Annotated in this window: 23 protein-coding genes; 13 read left to right on the forward strand and 10 right to left on the reverse strand. The window is 58.9% G+C overall.

Annotated elements, in window-relative coordinates:
- Window positions 1–100 precede the first annotated feature (100 nt).
- Together AC2D8V_RS04025 and AC2D8V_RS04030 are read left to right on the forward strand one after the other, a co-directional pair.
- Entirely contained in the window at window positions 101–235 is a 135-nt protein-coding gene (locus tag AC2D8V_RS04025; protein ID WP_484732224.1) for an aa3-type cytochrome c oxidase subunit IV, read from the forward strand.
- A 21-nt stretch (window positions 236–256) separates the two neighbouring features.
- Window positions 257–853 carry a hypothetical protein gene (locus tag AC2D8V_RS04030; protein ID WP_484732225.1) on the forward strand — a complete coding sequence of 199 codons (597 nt, stop codon included), beginning with the start codon at window positions 257–259 and terminating at the stop codon, window positions 851–853.
- Window positions 854–976: 123 nt separating this feature from the next.
- Here the strand turns inward: AC2D8V_RS04030 and AC2D8V_RS04035 are convergent, their stop codons facing one another.
- Together AC2D8V_RS04035 and AC2D8V_RS04040 are read right to left on the reverse strand one after the other, a co-directional pair.
- Entirely contained in the window at window positions 977–1,303 is a 327-nt protein-coding gene (locus tag AC2D8V_RS04035; RefSeq protein WP_484732226.1) for an AzlD domain-containing protein, read from the reverse strand.
- A complete protein-coding gene (locus tag AC2D8V_RS04040) occupies window positions 1,300–2,031 on the reverse strand; it encodes an AzlC family ABC transporter permease (RefSeq protein ID WP_484732227.1) in 732 nt (243 codons plus the stop codon). The genes AC2D8V_RS04035 and AC2D8V_RS04040 overlap by 4 nt, the downstream gene beginning before the upstream one ends.
- 49 nt (window positions 2,032–2,080) lie before the next feature.
- Between AC2D8V_RS04040 and AC2D8V_RS04045 the strand changes: the two genes are divergently transcribed.
- From AC2D8V_RS04045 to AC2D8V_RS04060, 4 genes are read left to right on the forward strand one after another with little or no spacing between them, the layout of a single operon-like run.
- Window positions 2,081–2,968: a formate dehydrogenase accessory sulfurtransferase FdhD gene (locus tag AC2D8V_RS04045; RefSeq protein ID WP_484732228.1), complete on the forward strand. Its 888-nt coding sequence runs from the start codon at window positions 2,081–2,083 to the stop codon at window positions 2,966–2,968.
- The gene (mobA, locus tag AC2D8V_RS04050; RefSeq protein WP_484732229.1) at window positions 2,965–3,573 is read left to right on the forward strand and encodes a molybdenum cofactor guanylyltransferase MobA; all 609 of its coding nucleotides are present in this window, start codon (window positions 2,965–2,967) and stop codon (window positions 3,571–3,573) included. The genes AC2D8V_RS04045 and mobA overlap by 4 nt, the downstream gene beginning before the upstream one ends.
- Window positions 3,570–4,061: a molybdopterin-guanine dinucleotide biosynthesis protein B gene (mobB, locus tag AC2D8V_RS04055; RefSeq protein WP_484732230.1), complete on the forward strand. Its 492-nt coding sequence runs from the start codon at window positions 3,570–3,572 to the stop codon at window positions 4,059–4,061. The genes mobA and mobB overlap by 4 nt, the downstream gene beginning before the upstream one ends.
- Window positions 4,058–6,172: a molybdopterin-binding protein gene (locus AC2D8V_RS04060; protein WP_484732231.1), complete on the forward strand. Its 2,115-nt coding sequence runs from the start codon at window positions 4,058–4,060 to the stop codon at window positions 6,170–6,172. Before mobB ends, AC2D8V_RS04060 begins: the two co-directional genes overlap by 4 nt.
- A gap of 129 nt (window positions 6,173–6,301) precedes the next feature.
- On the opposite strand, the gene AC2D8V_RS04065 is transcribed toward AC2D8V_RS04060, so the two are convergent.
- The 3 genes from AC2D8V_RS04065 to AC2D8V_RS04075 all read right to left on the reverse strand — a co-directional run bounded on the left by AC2D8V_RS04065 (window position 6,302) and on the right by AC2D8V_RS04075 (window position 8,348).
- Window positions 6,302–7,354 (reverse strand): hypothetical protein, encoded by a 1,053-nt coding sequence (locus AC2D8V_RS04065; protein WP_484732232.1) that lies wholly within the window; start codon window positions 7,352–7,354, stop codon window positions 6,302–6,304.
- A 13-nt stretch (window positions 7,355–7,367) separates the two neighbouring features.
- The gene (greA, locus tag AC2D8V_RS04070) at window positions 7,368–7,838 is read right to left on the reverse strand and encodes a transcription elongation factor GreA (protein WP_484732233.1); all 471 of its coding nucleotides are present in this window, start codon (window positions 7,836–7,838) and stop codon (window positions 7,368–7,370) included.
- Window positions 7,839–7,967: 129 nt separating this feature from the next.
- A complete protein-coding gene (locus AC2D8V_RS04075; RefSeq protein WP_484732234.1) occupies window positions 7,968–8,348 on the reverse strand; it encodes a VOC family protein in 381 nt (126 codons plus the stop codon).
- A 72-nt stretch (window positions 8,349–8,420) separates the two neighbouring features.
- On the opposite strand from AC2D8V_RS04075, the gene soxR reads away from it, so the two are divergent.
- From soxR to AC2D8V_RS04095, 4 genes are all read left to right on the forward strand, one after another.
- The gene (soxR, locus tag AC2D8V_RS04080; RefSeq protein WP_484732235.1) at window positions 8,421–8,873 is read left to right on the forward strand and encodes a redox-sensitive transcriptional activator SoxR; all 453 of its coding nucleotides are present in this window, start codon (window positions 8,421–8,423) and stop codon (window positions 8,871–8,873) included.
- A 164-nt stretch (window positions 8,874–9,037) separates the two neighbouring features.
- On the forward strand, window positions 9,038–10,687 hold the full coding sequence (locus AC2D8V_RS04085) for an electron transfer flavoprotein-ubiquinone oxidoreductase (RefSeq protein WP_484732236.1): 1,650 nt from the start codon (window positions 9,038–9,040) through the stop codon (window positions 10,685–10,687).
- A gap of 161 nt (window positions 10,688–10,848) precedes the next feature.
- Complete coding sequence (locus AC2D8V_RS04090; protein WP_484732237.1) at window positions 10,849–12,558, forward strand: tetratricopeptide repeat protein; 1,710 nt, start codon at window positions 10,849–10,851, stop codon at window positions 12,556–12,558.
- 15 nt (window positions 12,559–12,573) lie between these two features.
- Entirely contained in the window at window positions 12,574–13,455 is an 882-nt protein-coding gene (locus tag AC2D8V_RS04095) for a 4-(cytidine 5'-diphospho)-2-C-methyl-D-erythritol kinase (RefSeq protein WP_484732238.1), read from the forward strand.
- Here AC2D8V_RS04095 and AC2D8V_RS04100 read toward each other — a convergent pair.
- Window positions 13,431–14,459, reverse strand: coding sequence for a polyprenyl synthetase family protein (locus AC2D8V_RS04100; protein WP_484732239.1), 1,029 nt, complete (start codon window positions 14,457–14,459; stop codon window positions 13,431–13,433). The genes AC2D8V_RS04095 and AC2D8V_RS04100 overlap by 25 nt on opposite strands.
- A gap of 28 nt (window positions 14,460–14,487) precedes the next feature.
- Here AC2D8V_RS04100 and AC2D8V_RS04105 point away from each other — a divergent pair, with 28 nt between their 5' ends.
- The 3 genes from AC2D8V_RS04105 to AC2D8V_RS04115 all read left to right on the forward strand — a co-directional run bounded on the left by AC2D8V_RS04105 (window position 14,488) and on the right by AC2D8V_RS04115 (window position 15,714).
- A complete protein-coding gene (locus tag AC2D8V_RS04105) occupies window positions 14,488–14,709 on the forward strand; it encodes a putative signal transducing protein (protein ID WP_484732240.1) in 222 nt (73 codons plus the stop codon).
- Window positions 14,699–15,439, forward strand: coding sequence for a tRNA1(Val) (adenine(37)-N6)-methyltransferase (locus AC2D8V_RS04110; protein WP_484732241.1), 741 nt, complete (start codon window positions 14,699–14,701; stop codon window positions 15,437–15,439). Before AC2D8V_RS04105 ends, AC2D8V_RS04110 begins: the two co-directional genes overlap by 11 nt.
- Before the next feature lie 110 nt (window positions 15,440–15,549).
- Window positions 15,550–15,714 carry a YdcH family protein gene (locus AC2D8V_RS04115; RefSeq protein ID WP_484732242.1) on the forward strand — a complete coding sequence of 55 codons (165 nt, stop codon included), beginning with the start codon at window positions 15,550–15,552 and terminating at the stop codon, window positions 15,712–15,714.
- A 54-nt stretch (window positions 15,715–15,768) separates the two neighbouring features.
- Here AC2D8V_RS04115 and AC2D8V_RS04120 read toward each other — a convergent pair whose 3' ends face one another.
- The 4 genes from AC2D8V_RS04120 to AC2D8V_RS04135 all read right to left on the reverse strand — a co-directional run bounded on the left by AC2D8V_RS04120 (window position 15,769) and on the right by AC2D8V_RS04135 (window position 20,059).
- Entirely contained in the window at window positions 15,769–16,698 is a 930-nt protein-coding gene (locus AC2D8V_RS04120; RefSeq protein WP_484732243.1) for a transcriptional regulator GcvA, read from the reverse strand.
- Between the two features lie 320 nt (window positions 16,699–17,018).
- Window positions 17,019–17,744: an acetoacetyl-CoA reductase gene (gene phbB / locus AC2D8V_RS04125; protein WP_484732244.1), complete on the reverse strand. Its 726-nt coding sequence runs from the start codon at window positions 17,742–17,744 to the stop codon at window positions 17,019–17,021.
- Window positions 17,745–17,863: 119 nt separating this feature from the next.
- Window positions 17,864–19,039, reverse strand: coding sequence for an acetyl-CoA C-acetyltransferase (locus tag AC2D8V_RS04130; protein ID WP_484732245.1), 1,176 nt, complete (start codon window positions 19,037–19,039; stop codon window positions 17,864–17,866).
- Between the two features lie 177 nt (window positions 19,040–19,216).
- On the reverse strand, window positions 19,217–20,059 hold the full coding sequence (locus tag AC2D8V_RS04135; RefSeq protein WP_484732246.1) for an EAL domain-containing protein: 843 nt from the start codon (window positions 20,057–20,059) through the stop codon (window positions 19,217–19,219).
- Window positions 20,060–20,178: the final 119 nt, after the last annotated feature.

The raw sequence follows: 20,178 nt of genomic DNA on the forward strand, positions 1-20,178 counted from the left end.
GCTTGGGGCATTTCACCACATCCCTTACGGCATCGCGTGACAGCGCCCGTGAAATCCATTAGGGATTCGCGCGACAGTGCAAGAAAGAGGACCTGCGACAATGGCAGATCACAAACACGGCGAAATGGACACCGAGGTTCAGGAAAAGACTTTTGACGGGTTCATGCGTTTTACCACCAAAACCGTCATCGTCATTCTGGTGGTGATCGTCGGCATGGCGATCTTTATCACCTGACATCTGGCGAAGGGGCCTGACATGCGTGTTCTCGTGGCTTTGCTCATGGTCGCGTTGCTGGCATCCTGTGCGGGGCCGCGGACCGATGATGCGTCGCCGGAAAGGGTTTTGGCTGCGCGCTACGTGCCTGCAGGCGCACCCAAACTCACGTTGGTGACCGTTGTCAACAATCGCACCGGTAAGGGCGGTCATACGGCGTTGATGGTGTCAGGATCAGAGCAGGTTATCTTTGATCCTGCCGGGTCGTTTCAGCACCCCGACATCCCCAAGCGGCAAGACGTGATTTACGGTGTCACACCGGGGTGGTTTGCAGCCTACAAGAGCGCTCATGCGCGCACCACTTACCACGTGGTGACGCAGGAGGTTACCGTGACACCGCAGCAGGCAGAGACGGCATTGCAACTGGTGAAATCAAACGGAGCGGTCGGATCGGCATTTTGCGCCAACGCCACATCCTCGCTGCTGCGTCAGGTGCCGGGGTTTTCGGACATCACGACGACATTCTACCCGGTGAACCTGCAAAACCAGTTTGCCAAACGGTCCGGTGTGCGCACTGATCGTTACTATGAAAATGACGCGGGCGATGTGCTTGACGGCGTCAGGGGCGTTGCGCAATAGGCTGCGCCCATTCGGGGTTGCTTACTGGTCGACATGGGGGCTCTGCCCCCGGCTCTTTCAGAGCCTCCCCCGGAGTTTTTCTGGCAAAGTGACTGGGCGTTTTTCAGGTGGCGTGCGCGGGTCTTATCCCAGAATGTAAAGCAGCCCGTAGAGGGTTGTCGCGCCGGCCAGCATGGCGGCCAAGACGTTTCGGCTGATATAGCCTACAACTGCGGTAACGCAGGCGGCAGCGAGCCGTGCCGTGTCTGGCGTGCCGGCGGTGGCGTCAGGCCACAGGACGAGCGGTGCCACAAGTGCGGGCAGGATGGCCACCGCGGTATAGCGTAGGTGGCGCAGCAGCCATGCGGGCAACGGGCGGTCTCCGACGAGACCGATAAAGGCGAAGCGCAAGGCGTAGCTGCCCAGGCCCAAACCGATGATAATGATCCACAGTTCGGTGCCGCTGATCATATGCGCGCTCTGCGCTTTTCAAAAAAGACTTCGGCTTGTGCCGCGGCGATCATCGCTGTCACACCTGCGATAATCAGGCCAAGCGAGTAGGGAACGGGGGCGGCGAGCAGGCTGACAAGCACCGACACGAATGCTCCTACCAGATGTGCTGGGGTGCGCAGCATTGGCGCAACGAGGGCGATAAAGGCGATTGGCAGTGCAAAATCCAGCGCCCAGCTTTCCGGGATTTGCGCACCGATGAGCGCGCCGACAACCGTTCCGGCATACCAAACCGGCACGACTGGCACGCAGGTGCCCAGAAAGTAGGTGACACGCGCGGGGACGCTCATCTCAGGGGCTTGTTCGAATTTGGCGGCGGAGCAGGCATATGACTGATCGAGCATGAAATAGGCGACGGTTGCGCGTTGCCACAACGGCGCGGCACCGAGGTACGGGGTCAGAGCGGCGGAGTACATCGCCATGCGCAGGTTTACCGCAAGTGCAGAGATGATGATGATGACCGTCGGGGCGTCTTCGACCATTAATTGCAGCGCGGTGAATTGTGCGGCGCCGGCGATGACGACGACCGAAAATGCCAGTATTTCGAATACGGCGAGACCGGCCTCGGTTGCCAGAACGCCAAACAGAACCGCGAAAGGGCCGACCACAAAGACAAAGGGCAGGCCGTCGCGAACGCCGGACCAGAACGGCGATGCGTCTGGTGGATATTTCTGTGTGGTGGTGGGCATTTGATGCTTTATAACGTTGTGGGCAACAGGTAGCGCACAGGCTGGGGGGATGCAAATGGCACGGCTTGAAGATATCGGCGAATATCTCATCGCACCGGACCCGTCCGCGGCGCGTCTGACCCGCGCTGTCACAGGGTACGATCAAAACGGCGAAGTCATCGAGGCCAGTGTGGTCGAGGAGCGTCCCTTGACGATTTTCCTCAATGCGCAGGAAGTGGTGACGGCGATGACGATCGGTGATTATCCCGGCTATCTCGCGCTTGGGTTCCTGCGCAATCAGGGCATGTTGAGCGCGCAGGACGAGATCATCGGGGTGGAGTATGACGCGGAACTGGAGACGGTTATCGTGCGTACAGCCCGCCAGACCGATTATGAGGAGAAAATGCGCAAGAAAACCCGGACAAGCGGCTGCGCCGTCGGTACGGTTTTTGGCGACATGATGGAAGGTCTGGAAGGGGTCGAGCTGCCACAAGCAGAGGTGCGCACCTCTTGGCTTTATGCATTGAGCGGCAAGATCAACCGCACGCCGTCACTTTATTTACAGGCGGGCGCGATACATGGCACCGTTCTGTGCCGCGAGGACAGGCCGCTTGTGTACATGGAGGACGTGGGACGGCACAACGCGGTCGACAAGATCGCCGGCTGGATGCTGTCCGAGCGCGTTGGTGCCGATGACAAGCTTTTGTATACCACCGGTCGTCTGACCTCGGAGATGGTAATCAAGACGGCGATGATGGGCATTCCGGTGCTTGCTTCCCGCTCGGGCTTTACCGCTTGGGGTGTCGAAATTGCACGTCAGGTGGGGTTGACGCTGATCGGTCGGATGAAGGGACAGCGGTTCGTCTGCCTCAGTGGCGAAGACCGTTTGATCCGGGATGCGGATCCAAGCACCGTGCCTGTGGAACCCAAACGCGCGGGCCGAAAGGGGAGCGCATGAGGCAACCGCTGGGCGTCATTCTTGCTGGCGGGCAAGCAACCCGCATGGGCGGAGGGGACAAGGGGCTGCTGCGGTTGGGCAAGGGCACGCTGCTGTCATCGGTTATCGACCGGCTGTCACCTCAGGTGGCGGGGTTGGCGCTGAACGCAAACGGCGATCCTTCGCGTTTTGACGCGCTTGGCCTGCCGGTGCTGGCGGACAGCATCGAGGGGTTTGCCGGTCCGCTGGCCGGTGTGCTTGCCGGGCTCGACTGGGCGGCGTCGCAAGGCGCCGAGACCATCGTGACGGCCGCCGCCGATACGCCCTTTTTCCCGGCTGATTTGGTCCCGCGCTTGCTGTTGGCGTCGGAAGGGCAGAGCGTGCCGCTTGTGCTTGCTGCGACGCCGGATTCAAGGCGTGGGCAGGTGCGTCACCCCACTTTTGGCCTGTGGCCCGTGTCCTTGCGCGAAGATCTGCGCGCGGCGCTGGATGGCGGACTGCGAAAAGTGGTTATGTGGACCGACCAGCACGGTGGTCGCGAAGCGCTTTTTCCTTCGGACGGGTTCGACCCATTCTTTAATGTCAATACGCCAGATGATCTGGCACAGGCCGAGGCGTTGATATGAGGCTTTACGGTGTCGTGGGGTGGAAAAATGCGGGCAAGACGGGCTTGATGGAGCGGCTTGTGGCCGAGATATGCAGCCGCGGGTTTCGCGTGTCGACTGTCAAGCACGCACATCATGTCTTTGACGTAGACCACCCCGGCAAGGACAGCTATCGCCACCGCACTGCGGGAGCCACGGAGGTGCTTTTGGCCTCGCGCAAGCGCTTTGCCCTGATGCACGAGTTGCGCGAAGAGCAAGAGCCGGAACTAGAGACGCTGCTGACGAAGCTGGCGCCGGTCGATCTGGTGCTTATCGAGGGATACAAGCGAGACGTTCACCCAAAGATCGAAGCATTCCGCGCCGAGCCGGGAAATCCGTTGATTGCGCCGGATGATCCGACGATCCGGGCGGTTGCAACCGACAGTCCGGTGGAGACGGATCGTCCGGTGTTTGATCTTGATGACACCCGGGGAATTGCGGATTTCATCCTGCAAGAGGTCGGCCTGTGAGCAGCTTTGACAGCTTTGCCGTCGTAGACTGGTCCGCCGCCTCGACCCTCAGCCCCAAACGACCATCAAAGGATGCGATCTGGATCGGTATCGTTCGTCATGGCGCGCAACCGGAGACGATCTACTGTCGTGGCCGGCAGGAGGCGGAGTACCGTCTGGCCGATATCATTGCCCAAGAGCAGGCCGCCGGCCGGCGGCTTCTGTTGGGCTTTGACTTTCCGTTCGGGTATCCGCACGGTTTTGCCCGTCGCGTGGCAGGCAGTGACGACCCGCTTGTTCTCTGGGACTGGCTGGCGGCGCGGATCACTGACACGGCCGACAATGTGAACAACCGCTTCGACGTGGCAGAAGAGATCAACGCCAAGTTCGATGGGCCGGGGCCGCTGTGGGGCAAAACCCACCAAGACCGCTGGCCGGGCGTGCCGTATTCCAAGAAAAGCGTGAGTTTTGATGTGGTTTCGGAAAAGCGGCGCTGCGATATCGTGGCCAAGGCGGCCTCCAGTTGCTTTCAGCTGTGTTACCACCCGACTGTTGGCAGCCAGATCCTGACAGGCTTGCCCATGCTGTCGCGCTTGCGACGTCTTGAGCATGTGGCCGTGTGGCCTTTCCAGAACACCGAGGCGTCAAAAACGGTACTGGTCGAGATTTGGCCGGGGCTGATCGAGGATGCCGTGCGGGCCGTTGAGGATGTGGCGCATGTGCGGGACGCAAAGCAGGTGGCACTGCTTGCGCAGGCGCTTTCGCGGGTCGCTCCGGGTGAGTTGATGCGGTGGATGACCGACCTGCCGGCGATTGCCGGCGAGGAGGCGTGGATCCTTGGTGCCGGTCACGGGGCTGCCCTTGTTTCTTTGGCGCAGAGCGCACGTGCGGTGCCGCCGCTGAAGAACGATTGTTTTGCGCTGCCGCCCGGGGTGCATTGGACGCCGGTCGAGGAAGCACTGGCGTTGCTGCAAGAGCGCCTGCATCCGGTAACGGGTCTTGAAACCCGCCCTGTGGCCGCCGCAGCCGGAGCTGTTTTGGCAGCGCCGGTTCAGGCCGTGCGCAGCAACCCGCCTTTGCCCAACACGGCGGTGGATGGCTACGGATTTGCCGGCGCGCTCCCCGAAGGTCTGCACCGGTTGCCGCTGGCACAGGGGCGGGCGGCTGCCGGTGATGCACCCACGGTTCTGAAGGAAGGGCACGCCATGCGCGTACTGACCGGTGCCGCGCTGCCTGACGGGGTCGACACCGTGGTGTTGCAGGAAGATGTGCTGCTGACTGATGGGCACATCTCTTTTCACGGACCGGTTAAGCAGGGCGCAAACACCCGCAAGGCGGGAGAAGACCTGTCTGCCGGCGATCTGGCACTGCCGCGAGGGAGACGGATCGGCCCGGCAGAAGCGGCCTTGATGGCCGCCGTTGGCGTAACAGACGTCGAGGTGCATAAGCCGCTGCGCGTGGCTGTGCTCTCAACCGGTGCGGAACTGGTCGAAGCGGGACAAGCGGCCAAGGCGGGACAGATTTTCGACGCCAACCGCCCGATGCTTGCCGAAATTGTGCGACGCATGGGGTACGTTCTGGTAGACGGTGGCCGCGTTGATGATGACCGCGAGGCGCTGCGGGTCGCCCTCGATAAGGCGGCGGAGCAAGCAGATGTCATCCTCACCAGCGGTGGAGCCTCTGCCGGAGATGAAGACCACGTCTCGGCCCTGCTTGGTGATGCAGGCGCAATGTCGCTGTGGCGCATTGCTGTGAAACCTGGGCGTCCGCTCGCTTTGGGGATGTGGTCCGGCACGCCTGTATTCGGGTTGCCCGGCAACCCGGTCGCCGCCATGGTCTGCGCGCTCGTTTTTGCCGGCCCCGCCATGGCCCGCCTTGCAGGACAGGACTGGCCTAGCCCGCAAGGCTTTGATGTCCCGGCGGCATTTTCCAAGAACAAAAAACATGGTCGTTCGGAATACCTGCGCGCGCGCATCAGAGACGGGCGCGCCGAGGTCTTCGCTTCGGAAGGATCAGGTCGCATCTCGGGGCTGGCATGGGCCGAAGGGTTGGTGGCACTGCCGTTCGACGCACAAAACATAACCCCGGGTACGTTGGTACGCTACATTCCATTTGGCAGCTTTGGCCTGTAAAATGCCCAAATCCGGTTTTCTTTGACTTGAAAACATTCAGGGTCCGAGGCAGCGCTCGGGATGTTGCTGCAAGGATTGAACCTGCCCCTCAGGCGAGGTCGGATCGGCGAACCACTATAGATCCAAGCCCTAGTGGAACGTGCCCGCGACGCGACCCAGCAACATGAAAGCGCGCGCGGTACGGGTTTCTGCGAGGCGCGCAATCTCGCTGTCGCTTGCTTCCGTCTCGAAGGCTGCAAAAGTTTTGTCAAACAAGCGCAGAAAGTGATGCGCGGCATCTCGAAAGATCGGGTCCTGTTTCATCCGGCCCGATGCCAGCGCAAGCGACGACCGGTCACGGATACCGCCGAGTGCCGCGATAGAGCGTCCCCGAATGCCTTGCCCGAACTGTCGCCAGATCTCAGGACGCGCCCGATCCGGGATCAGATCATCCATGTAAATGCCATCCTGGCTCAAAAGCGTGAGCACATCCTGCGCTGCCTGTATCAACTGCCCCGATGACCGGTGTTTCAACGCCCGCCGCAGCGACGCAAAGCCTTGCTCGTCTTCTGCCGTTTCAGGGAAATTCAGTGCCCGAATGAAATCATCCGCCGAGAGAGGCAGAGCCATGTCGTCGGCCTGTGTCCCCAGTGCCAGCGCGGGTTGGTCATCAGGCTGCGGCGCCGTCAATTCCGCCACACTGGGGGGTGGTTTGCGCTCCGGATCACGACGCGACGAAAACGTCGCAAGCACCGTCTCCGTCTTGCGCGTGGCTGCGGCGATCTCGTCAAGTTTGCGCGCCACAGAAGACGGCTCGACCCCCATGCCGCCTGCTTGATTCTGAGCGATATAGGACTGCCGGATGGCATCGATCGCGGATTGCAGGCGCTGGCTCTCTTCGCGCATCACGCGGCTGGCCCGTGCCGCCGTAGCCGCCACCCAGATCATGCCCACCGGCATAAAGATTGACACCATCGTCATCATGAAACGCAGCGCTCCCGCGCCGGAGCCTCCCTCGACCGCCTCGCGGGGCAGGGCCAGAAAAAAGATTGCTGCGCCCAATAACCACACAACCGAGAGACCCAAAGCGATCAGCTCGATACTCCCGATGCTCTCGGGCTTTGGGCGATCATAGATTCCCAATGGCGTTGCCCGCGACCGGGGCTGCGGGGTTTCCATTTCTTCTGTTGTGGTGTCGGCCATGTCAGACTTCCTGTCAGGCGTAGACGATTTTCAGAACCTCATAGGCCTTCTCGCCGCCCGGTGTGCGCACCTCGACGCTGTCGCCTTCATCCTTGCCAATCAGCGCGCGCGCAATCGGTGACTTTATGTTGAGCAATCCGGCTTCGATATTGGCCTCATGCTCGCCGACGATCTGCCACGTCTTTTCTTCATCGGTATCTTCGTCCACGAGGGTGACGGTGGCGCCAAACTTGATGGTTCCGGACATTCTGGACGGATCGATCACCTCTGCCAATCCTAACACGCCCTCAAGCTCTTTGATCCGACCCTCGATAAACGACTGCTTTTCCCGGGCGGAATGGTACTCAGCATTTTCCGAAAGGTCGCCGTGCTCGCGCGCTTCGGAGATCGCCTTGATAATGGCAGGACGCTCCACAGATTTGAGCTGCTTAAGCTCTGCTTCCAGTGCTTCAAAGCCCCTGCGGGTCATTGGTATCTTATCCATTTGCGGCCCTATGAAATACTGCGGCCCGCCGGACTCACCGGGGGCCGCTTGCCAAGATTGGCTACTACCTGACCTAAAGCAGGGTGGGATTGCAAGAGGACTCTCGCACCCGCGCGCGATGGGCGCGGATCATCCGTAATCTACGATCTCGAACTCGATATCGTCATGGTCGTGAAAATAGAACCGTTTGCCCGGTTCGTAATCTGCGTGGCTTTCCGGCGTGAACCCGGCGGCGACCACCTTGGCCTCAAAGGCATCAATGTCGTCTACGACCACAGCGAGGTGATTGAGACCACCTTTCGTAACATAGCTCGACCCGCCATTGGTCACGGGACGCGCCGGCTGGTACAGGGCGAGGTACTGATCGGCTGAACCGATGTGGACAGACCTGCCGCCATCCTTTGCCGCCCCTTCCCAGCGAATGTGCCAGCCAAAGAGATTCTGCATCCACGCAGCAGTCGCATCGGCGTCGGAAACGGTAATGTTGGCGTGTTCCAGAGTTACAGGCATTTCAGACTTCCTTTTGCTTGTGAGTCGCCCTACTGTAATTTCTAAACCTAACTTTAGGTCAAGGGATTTATTATGGCTGTCAACGAAGGTCTGTCGATCGGGGCGCTGTCATCGCGCACCGGTCTCGCGGTCTCTGCAATCCGGTACTACGAAGCACAGGGTCTCATCCGCCCGTGGCGCAACGCAGGCGGACAAAGACGCTTTGCCCGGTCCGACCTGCGCCGGCTCAGTTTTGTCATGATTGCCCAGCAATTCGGATTCACGTTGCCTCAGATCAAGGCCGAACTGGACAGGCTGCCGGGCGGACGCACGCCGACCAAGGCGGATTGGGCACGCATCAGTGCAGGCTTTCGGGCAAGTCTCGATGCCAAGATCGACACGCTGACACAGTTGCGCGACAACCTTGATGGCTGCATCGGCTGCGGCTGTCTGAGCTTGCCAAGCTGCGCGCTGTACAACCCGCAAGACCGCGCGCAGGGCGCGGGTACCGGGCCGCGGTATCTGATGGGGGACAGGCCAGATTGATCGAGAAATGAGCACAGCTGGCTCTTTCCTCTGAAGCGCCGGGCCTCTACAGGCGTTTTGACGCGGTGTAGCGATTGCATTGCCGTGATACGTGGTTTAGCCAAACCTGAAGATTTTTTGCCGCCCCGGCGAGGGCGTTTGAGATTGTATGAGGGAGGGTCATCATGGCCGAAACAGAGCGCGAAGCAATGGAATACGATGTAGTCATCGTCGGCGCAGGCCCGGCAGGCCTGTCTGCGGCGATCCGGCTGAAGCAGTTGGACGCGGATTGCAACGTTGTTGTGCTGGAAAAAGGCTCCGAAGTGGGCGCGCACATCCTTTCCGGTGCTGTACTCGACCCGTCGGGGTTGGATGCGTTGATTCCTGATTGGAAAGACAAAGGCGCGCCGCTGAACGTCCCTGTCAAAGAAGACAATTTTTTCATGCTGGGCGAAGCGGGCAAGCTGCGCATTCCGAACTGGCCTATGCCACCTCTGATGAACAATCATGGCAATTATATCGTTTCCATGGGCAACGTATGCCGCTGGATGGCCGAGCAGGCAGAAGAGATGGGGGTCGAGATTTTCCCCGGCATGGCGTGTTCAGAGCTGGTTTACGGTGACAACGGCGAGGTGAAGGGCGTAGTTGCTGGTGAATTTGGCAAGAACCCGGACGGCACCAAGAGTGACGCCTATGAACCCGGTATGGAACTGCATGGCAAATACGTGTTCCTGAGTGAGGGCGTGCGGGGGTCTTTATCCAAGCAGGTGATCGAGAAGTTCGATCTGTCCGACGGCCATGAGCCGCAGAAATACGGCCTTGGCATGAAAGAAATCTGGGAGATCGACCCGTCCAAACATCGCGAAGGCACCGTCACCCACACCATGGGCTGGCCGCTGGGCGGCAATGCCGGTGGCGGATCATTTATCTATCACCTTGAAAACAATCAGGTATACGTGGGTTTTGTCGTTCACCTGAACTACAAGAACCCGCATCTGTTCCCCTACATGGAGTTCCAGCGTTTCAAACATCATCCGATGGTGGCGGACTTGCTGGAAGGCGGCAAACGCGTGGCTTATGGCGCGCGTGCGATCTCAGAGGGCGGCTACCAGTCAATGCCAAAGATGGTTGCACCGGGCGTGGCGCTGTTGGGCTGCTCTGTTGGTATGGTGAACGTGCCGCGGATCAAAGGAAACCATAATGCAATGCTGTCGGGCAAGGCCGCTGCAGAAGCCGCATATGCTGCCATCGCGGCAGGCCGTGGCAGTGATGAGCTGACCGAGTATGAGACCGAAGTCCGCAACGGTGCGATTGGTGCTGACTTGAAAAAAGTCAGAAATGTCAAGCCGTTGTGGTCCAAGCACGGCCTCGTCGCGAGCCTTGTGGGTGGCGGTTTGGATATGTGGGCCAACACGCTGGGCTTTTCGGTGTTGGGCACGATGGGCCACGGCAAATCAGATGCGGCCGCGACAGAGCCGGCTGCAAAGCACAAGGCGATCGACTATCCAAAACCGGATGGCAAGATCAGTTTCGACCGTCTGACCAATGTGGCGTTTTCCTTCACCAACCACGAAGAAAGCCAGCCCGCGCACCTGACACTGAAAGTCGCGGAAGTCCCTGTGAAAGAAAACCTGCCAACTTATGCGGGACCGTCTGCACGCTACTGCCCGGCGGGTGTGTACGAATTCGTCGAGGAAGAAGGCAAAGACCCGCGTTTTGTCATCAATTTCCAAAACTGCGTGCACTGCAAGACTTGCGATATCAAAGATCCGGCGCAGAACATTGTCTGGACGACGCCGCAGGGTGGCGACGGCCCGAACTATCCCAATATGTAAGTAAGGGGGCAACTGCCCCCTTTTGTTCAACTACGTTAACAGCTGCGTGATAAACGGGCAGTAAACCGCCACAGGATGCTCATTTGCGCGGCCGGACCATTGCGAATGCGCGCCAAAATGGTAACTTTGAGCGATAACAAAGAGCGATTGAGGTGACATTCATGTTTGCAAGAACTCTCCTGCCTGTCGTGGCCTTGGGCCTTTCGGTCACGCTGGCAGCGCCGCTTGCTGCGCAATCCGTGGCGGGCCCTTATCTGGCCGCGCGGTCTGCTGCAATGCAGTCTGACTTTGAGCAGGCGGCGTCGTACTTCACGCAAGCATTGGCACGTGATCCAGGAAACGTCGAGTTGATGGAAAGTGCAGTCGTGGCGCAGTTGTCGCTGGGCCGTCTCGATCGTGCCTTGCCGATTGCAACTGCCATGAAATCCGCCGGTCAAGTCAGTCAGGTCGCACAATTGGTGTTGACCACCGACAATATCCTCAAAGGAGAGTACGACACGTTGATGGAAGATGCGCCGAACACGCGGCGCATCGGCCCACTGGTCGACGGGTTGGTGGACGCATGGGCGTTGATGGGCGCGGGGCGGGTGAGTGACGCGCTCGAAGCCTTTGACGAAATAGCTTTACAGTCCGGCTTGCAGGCGTTCGCGCATTTCCACAAAGCCATGGCCCTTGCATCTGTCGGAGATTTCGAAGGTGCTGACAGGATTTTTGCCGACGATACGACAGGTGCGGTGCTGCAAACGCGTCGCGGTGTGTTGGCGCGTGTCGAAATTCTCTCTCAGCTTGAACGTGAAGACGAGGCGCTTGAGCTTGTCCGCGCCAGTTTTGCCGGGGCAACGGACCCCGAGATTGACCGTGTAATTGCAGCGCTGGCCAAGCCCGAACCTTTGCCGTTCACGCATGTCGCTTCGGTGCAAGACGGTTTCGCGGAAGTGTTCTTTTCGGTGGCCGCAGCCCTGCGCGGCGAGGCCGGGCCGGAATATACTCTGCTCTATGCGCAAGTGGCGCGCATATTGCGTCCCGATCATGTTGACGCGCTGCTGCTGACGGCAGAGCTGTTTGAAAACCTCGACCAGTTTGACGAGGCAATTGCTGTCTACAAGCAGGTGCCGGCGGATGACGCCGCCTATCACGCGGCGGAACTGGGTCGTGCCGCTGCGCTGCGGCGCTCTGGCAAACCCGAAGCAGCGATTGAAGTGCTGGAACAGCTCACGCGCAGCCATGGAAATCTTGCCACGGTTCAGTCTGCGCTTGGGGATGCGATGCGTCAGCAAGACCGCTATGCAGACGCGGTGAGCGCCTATGATCGGGCGTTGGAGATCACAGAAACCACCGGTGCCTCCAGCTGGTTTTTGCACTATGCCCGGGCCATCAGTTACGAGCGGCAGGACAACTGGGAGCAGGCAGAAGCTGATTTTCGCGCGGCGCTTGAGTTGAACCCCGGCCAGCCTCAGGTGCTGAACTACCTAGGTTATTCTCTGGTTGAAAAACGTATCAAACTGGACGAAGCGCTTGAGATGATTGAGCGCGCCGTGGCCGCAAGCCCGAATAGCGGATACATCATCGACAGTCTGGGATGGGCGCTTTACCGCCTTGGCCGCTACCCGGAAGCGGTACCGCATATGGAACGTGCGGTAGAACTGATGCCGGTTGATCCTGTCGTGAACGATCACTTGGGTGATGTGTACTGGGCAGTCGGGCGGACCCGTGAGGCAGAATTCCAGTGGGCCCGCGCCCTGTCTTTCGTCGAGTTTGCTGAATCTGGCGAGGATGCCGATCCTGAGCGGATCCGACGCAAGCTTGAAGTTGGTCTTGATGTCGTGCTGGAAGAAGAAGGTGCCGAGCCTTTGGAAGTTGCGCAAGACTGACCCGAGCACATTCCGATGCGCCCTGTGAACACGCGCGTTTTCGCGCCGGCCAAGGTAAACTTGACGCTGCATGTCACGGGACAAAGGGATGACGGCTATCATCTGCTAGACAGTCTGGTGGTATTCACCAACGTCGGGGATGTGCTGACAGTCACCTTGGGCCGGGATGACGGGCTATCTGTCACCGGGCCGTTTGCGAGCGACGTGCCGACGGGGCAAGAGAATTTCATCCGCAAAGTTGCCGAGCTTTACCGTTTTGACGCGTCGCTGTCCTTTCAACTGGAGAAAAACCTGCCGGTGGCCTCTGGTATCGGCGGTGGATCAGCGGATGCAGGCGCCTGCGTGCGCGCCTTGTATGCACTGGCTGGTGATCAGCCCTTGCCCGATGTCACCGCGCTGACAGCGATCGGTGCCGACCTGCCAATGTGCGTGTCGAGCGTGCCCGCGCGGGTCGGGGGTATTGGAGAGCTGATCGACCCCATACCCGACCTGCCGGTGGTTTCGTTGGTGCTGGTCAATCCCGGGGTGCCAGTTGAGACCCCGGCAGTATTCAAGGCGCTGCGGTCGAGGACCAACCCCCCCATGATGCGGTTTCCCGGTCCGGGCGCGGATTTTGTAGGGTGGCTTGCGGATCAGCGCAACGACCTGCAAGCAGCGGCAATCACAGTCGCACCGACTGTGAGGCTGGTGCTGGAGGCACTTGCGTCATCCAAGGGGTGCCGGCTGGCACGGATGTCAGGCTCGGGCGCTACGTGTTTCGGTATCTTCGACAATGATGCTGCGGCGCAACTGGCCGCCGCCGAGCTCTCATCAGCCTCGCCGCAGTGGTGGGTGGCGTGCGCCCGAACGGACGGGCATACCCGGGCTGCGCCTCAGGTAATCCGTTCCACAACATAATCAGCAAGGTCTATCAGCATGTCCTTGACAGGATGGGCTGCCAGTGGCGCAAGCGCTTGTTTGGCGCGCGCAGCTTCCGCACGGGCCGCGAGACTGGTCTCTTCAAGGGCGCGGTACTTGTGCAAAAGCGCGATTGCGTGGGCCAGGTCGCCCTCTTCCTGACGGCCCTTTTCGATGGTGCGTACCCAAAAGGCCTGTTCGGTTTCGTCTGATTGCGCGACCGCCTTGATAAGCGGCATGGTCAACTTGCGTTCGCGGAAGTCATCGCCGATGTTTTTGCCGATGGCATTTGCATCCCCTTGAAAATCAAGCAGATCATCCACGATTTGAAAGGCGATCCCAAGTGCATCGCCGTATTCGTACAGAGCGCGTACGTGATCTTCAGGTGCGCCGGCAATGACGCCACCGACTTCGGTTGCTGCAGAGAACAGCGCTGCGGTCTTGCCGCGAACGACCTGCAGGTAAATCTCTTCGGTAGTTGCCAGATCGGTGCTTGCCGTCAGTTGCAACACTTCGCCCTCGGCAATCGTAGCAGAGGCATTCGACAAAATGTCCAGCACCCGCAACGATCCCGTTTCGACCATCAACTGGAAACTGCGGGAAAACAGGTAGTCGCCCACCAGAACCGACGATTTGTTGTCCCACAGAAGGTTAGCGGTCGGTCTCCCTCGTCGCTGCCCGCTTTCGTCGACGACGTCATCGTGCAGAAGCGTGGCAGTGTGGATGAATTCTACCGTGGCGGCTAGATTGATATGATAAGGGCCATCGTAGCCACTGAGATGTGCCGCGGCGAGGGTCAGCATGGGACGCAAGCGCTTGCCGCCGGCTTCGACGAGATGAGCGGTCACTTCGGGGATACGCGGCGCGTGTTCAGACGCCATGCGCGTGCGGATCAACTCGTTCACCCGGACCATATCATCTGCCAGATATTCAGCCAGACGATCATGGGGCTTTTGCGAATTATCGTCTTGCGACACCGCTTTGTGTTTCTGAAGGCTCGACATCCAGCTTTTGCGCCTCTACATCCCTGATATGAAGGAACTTTTGCGCAGCACAGATCCAACGATCATCGCTTTTGCCACCGCCCTTCTCCAAGGGGAGGATATAGCTTGCTTTGAGATGGACGTAAACATGAGCGTGCTCGAAGGTGGGATAGGAATCTTCCCCCGGCGACTGATGGTCCGCGAAGACGATCACGCCGCTGCAGAGCGCGTGCTGCACGACAACAACATTCCGCTGGGCTATGACCGGTGATCTGACCCGCGATGCCTTTTTGGGCGGTAAAATCCACCTGTATCAGCCTGTTTCAGGGTATCGCGCCGGTGTTGATCCGGTGATCCTTGCCGCGACGGTGCCTGCAGTGTCCGGGCAAACCGTGCTGGATCTGGGGTGTGGTGTAGGCGCTGCGGCACTGTGTCTCGGCGCACGCGTGCCGGGATTGCGGCTGACAGGCGTCGAAGTACAGCCGGAATATGCAGAACTCGCCCGCCGCAACGGCGGTGGAAACTTTGAAGTGATCTGCGCGGATGTGGCAGATATGCCTTTGAAGGTTCGGGACAGGCTGTTTGACCATGTCGTCGTCAACCCGCCTTACTATGATCGGGCGGCAAGCAAGGCGACGGCATTGCCGGGCCGTGAGACGGCCTTGGGCGAAACCCTGCCGCTTGCCGACTGGATCAAGATTGGAGCACGTCGTGTTGCGCCGAAAGGGTATTTTCACCTTATTCATCGCGCCGAAAGACTACCTGAAATCATCTCCTCTTTGGCGCCCCGTCTGGGCAGCATCGAAGTTTTGCCAATTGCGCCTCGCGCGAACAAGCGGGCGGAACTGGTGATTGTTCGCGCCCGCAAGAATCGGCGTGACGCCTTTAAGCTGCATGCACCGTTGGTTCTGCACGACGGCGAACGCCATGAAGAGGATGGCGACAGCTATCAGCCCCGGATACGTGCTGCTTTGCGGCATGGTGGCGATCTGCTCTTCTGAGGTCAGTTTTAATCATATGTTAACCTGACGCTTCGCATGCTGCGCTTGCGGCGTGACTTGAATCACAGGATGTGTTCAACTCGTCAGGCACAATAACCATGGAGGAATGAATGAGCGTTACTGCACATGTAGAACGGCTGAGAGAGAAGCACGAAAACCTCAGCGCGGCCGTGGAAGCGGCGCAACGTTCGCCGGGTGTCGATGACCTGGCGGTAGCTGACCTCAAAAAACAAAAACTCCGCATCAAGGAAGAAATCGCACGCCTGTCAAACTAAGGCAGCGGCCACCTCAGGCGGACGCGAGTGTGTGCGCGCCGCCAAAATTCCCCACTACTCGGGCAAAAATTGCAAACTGTCCGTAATGTAAGTGGTTTTTTCGATTTCTGATAAAATCCAGTCTCTGAACGCAGCGACCTGAGGGCGTGTTTCCGTGCCTGCCGGGCACAAGAAGCGGAACCGCGCGCCCGTCCATAGTGCATGCTTAAAAGGCATCACCAAGCGCCCCTCGGCAATATCCTTCACGATCAGTGACCGCCGTCCAAGCACCACTCCGACGCCCGCCAAAGCCGCGTCAACGGCGTGATCGGCCTGACTAAAGCGGGGGCCATGCGCTGGCGCATAATCGACACCCATACCGGCAAACCATGCAGTCCAACCACGCTTTGGGTTCAGAAAGCTGATCGAATCGTCATGAATGAGCACCGCGTCTTGAAGGCTTTCCGGTGTCGTGTACTTCTCGGCCAGAGCGGGCGTCATGACCGGACAGACCCACTCTTTGGCCAGCGGCAAGGAATAAAGGTCATCCTGTGCGCGTGTGCCGAAACGTATTGCGACGTCAATGGCATCTCGGCCGAAATCCATGATCCGCAGTGAGGCGGAAAAACGCAATTCAACCTCGGGGTGTGCCTGCGCGAACTCATATAACCTTGGCGCCAACCACTTTGCAGTAAAGGCGGGGCCCGCTGTCACTGTGAGGCTTTGGTCGTCCTGAAGCCGCTGCGCCGCGCGCCACGCCGAGGACAGTGTTTGAAAGCCGTCTGCTGCGCCCGGTGCCAAGGCCTGTCCGGCTTCGGTGAGTTCCACCGCGCGATTGAGGCGTCGAAACAACGGCGCGCCCAGGTGTTCTTCCAAGGACTTGATCTGAAAGCTCAGGGCCGCAGGTGTAACCGAAAGTTCGTCGGCCGCTTTCGCGAACGACATGTGCCGTGCCGCAGCATCAAAGGCCCGCAATGCGGTAAGTGGTGGGAGACGGTCTGCCATTTCACTTCAATATATCTTAACTGAAGCGTTGAAAAGTCTCGTTTGTCCCTTTTTACGGTCAGTGCCATATAAGTGTCAGTTCAATAACACTGATGCTACCCAGCACAAGGAATAAAACGATGATCGAAGCCACAACAAATCCGAACGCCCGTGATGCTATGCAACGTGCGCATCAGGAACGCGCGAAATTGATTTCCGATGCGTGGAACTGGTTGTTTTCCTCGAATACTTCCCGCTGATTGACTGCAGCTTTCTTACGGGATGAAAAAAGGCCAGTTCGTGAGAACTGGCCTTTTTTGCACTTTGAGCGAGCGATGCGCTTACACGAAGAATTGTGCGCCGTTCGCGGAAATAGTGGATCCGTTGATAAACCCAGCATCGTCGGATGCAAGGAAGGTCACGCAGCGCGCGATCTCTTCTGGCTCGCCCAGACGACCTGCGGGAATCTGCGGAATGATCTTTGCGTTGAGCACATCTTCGGGAATGGCACGAACCATTTCAGTACCGATGTAGCCCGGGCAGACAGCATTGGCCGTGATGCCAGCACGCGCGCCTTCCTGAGCCAGCGATTTGACGATGCCCAGATCGCCCGCTTTGGTCGCGGCGTAGTTGACCTGACCCGCTTGGCCTTTTTGCCCGTTGATCGAGCTGATCACGATGACGCGGCCAAACTTGCGCTCGCGCATGCCAGGCCATACCGGGCGGACCGTGTTAAAGACGCCGGTGAGGTTTGTGTCGATTACTTTTTGCCACTGTTCTGGGCTCATCTTGTGGAAAAAGCCGTCCCAGGTGATGCCTGCATTAGCCACTACAACCTCGACCGGGCCCAGATTGGCTTCGACCTTGGCGATGCCAGCTTCGGATTCGCCGTAGTCCGCGACATTCCACTTGTAGGTCTTGATTCCGGTTTCGTCGGTGAATTTTGCAGCTGCTTCATCATTGCCGGCGTAAGTGGCCGCAACAGAATAGCCTGCGTCTTTGAGGCCCTTGGAAATTGCGGCACCGATACCTCGGCTGCCTCCGGTGACGAGTGCGACACGTGACATAGTAGATACTCCTCCAGGTCTTCTGGAATTTTGATTTAAGACCGCCGTGCTGATGTTGCGCGGCGGTCAAGGGATGTTTGGGGTTTAGGCAGCGCGTTTCCACACCGCCTTGATCTGGATCAGGGGCGCTCAAGACACATGGCAACGCCCATGCCGCCACCGATGCACAGCGTGGCCAGGCCTTTTTTGGCGTCGCGGCGCTTCATCTCGAACAACAAGGTGTTCAGTACGCGTGCGCCAGATGCACCGATGGGGTGACCGATGGCAATGGCACCGCCGTTGACGTTAACGATGGCCGGATCCCAGCCCATGTCCTTGTTCACGGCGCAGGCTTGCGCGGCAAAAGCTTCGTTGGCTTCGACGAGGTCGAGGTCTTCAGCCTTCCAACCCGCTTTCTCCAGTGCCTTGCGGCTGGCGTAGATCGGGCCGACACCCATGATCGAGGGATCCAGACCGGCTGTCGCATAGCTGGCGATACGTGCGAGCGGCTCAATGCCACGCTTTTCAGCCTCGTCTGCAGACATCAGCAGAGCGCCAGCAGCGCCGTCATTCAGCCCCGATGCGTTGGCAGCAGTCACCGAACCGTCTTTGGCAAAGGCCGGACGCAGTTTTTGCATGGCTTCGATTGTTGCACCGTGACGGATATATTCATCACTATCGACGATAATGTCGCCTTTGCGCGTCTTCACAGTGAAAGGCACGATTTCGTCGGCAAACTTGCCGGCTTTTTGCGCAGCCTCGGCCTTGTTTTGCGAACTGACAGCAAATTCATCCTGCTGCTCGCGGCTGATTTGCCACTTCTCGGCGACGTTTTCTGCGGTTTGCCCCATGTGGTATCCATTGAACGCATCCCACAGACCATCGCGGATCATTGTGTCGATGTATTTCATGTCGCCCATCTTATGACCTGCACGCAGGTTCGCTGCGTGTGGAGACAGTGTCATGTTTTCCTGGCCGCCGGCGGCAACGATGTCCGCGTCGCCAAGTTGGATGTGCTGAGCGCCCAAGGCCACGGCACGCAAACCTGACCCGCACACCTGGTTGATGCCCCACGCGGCACTTTCCTGCGGAAAACCTGCGTTGATATGAGCCTGACGCGCCGGGTTCTGGCCCTGTGCGGCGGTCAGTACTTGACCGAGGATGGTTTCAGACACATCTGCCGCATCGATACCTGCGCGAGAAACCAGTTCAGAAAGAACGGCTGCGCCCAGGTCATGGGCCGGCGTGTTTGCGAAGGAACCGCCAAAGCTGCCAACGGCAGTACGCGCAGCGGATGCGATAACGACATTCGTCATGATGATATGGTCCTTTGCCAATTGTGAGCGAACCGCAGCGCCGCGAGCCAGCGCGCTTAGTCCGTTTTTCAACGAGGGCAACCCATAAAGCATGATTCTCGGAGCAGCAACATGCTGCGCCTGTGACACAGCAGCGCAAACGCGCGTGCCCGCGCGATTACGCCGTGTCGTCTGCCATTAAACCGCGTTGCTGAGGTTTTTCTGCGCAATCCAGTCCGGCCGCGTCGTTGCGGCACCAAAGTGATACCCTTGCAGACAGTCCACCCCCAATTTCACCAGCACGTCTGCGTCAGCCTGAGATTCAACAAATTCGGCAACTGTGAGCATGTCGAAATGCTTGGCAATAGTGACCATAGCGGAAGTGAGCGCCTGGTTGTCCGGGTTGCGTGAAATCCCCTGAATGAATTGCCCGTCGATTTTGATGGCGTCAAAATAGAAATCCTTGAAATACCGCAGCGCAGTATAGCCCGCGCCAAAGTCGTCCATTGCGAAACAGATGCCCTTGACCTGAAGCCGGTCCATGAAGTCAATCACCAGTTCCGGAACGGTCATGGCCGAGCTTTCAGTAATTTCCAGAATCAACCTTTCGCCAATCGTCTGGTTGCGGTTAAGCCAGCGATCCAACGTCTTGTTCCATGCGAGATAGCCAATCGACCGGGCCGATAGGTTGATCGACAAACGCAAATCCGGGTTGTCATTGAGCGCGCGCAATCCCAATCCCAGCGCGAGGGTATCCAGTTTGCGCCCCAACTCTGACGTTTCGATCGCGTCCATGAATGCACCGGCCGGTATAACGCGGCCAGATGCATCCAATACGCGGACAAGCCCTTCGTGAAACGCCACCTTGCTTTGGTCGCGTGCCTGCATCACTGGCTGATACGCCAACAATACCTGTTTATGCTCAACCGCAGCCGTGACCATTGAAATGGTTTCGCGATCTCGTGACGAGACGGCAAAGGCGAGAGGGCTGTCGCTGCCCGCTGGTACATCTGCGAGTGCTTTTCTGTTCGGTCCAGGCATGTTGATCCTCGTGCTGACTTGATGTCGTCACATTGACCGCACAGAGCCTAAAATCGAGTTAATATTCCTATTTTGTTCTAATTTTGCATATGCTTTAATCAAGCCAAAGATATTGAAGT

Source organism: Roseobacter sp. YIN89 (assembly GCF_057219365.1).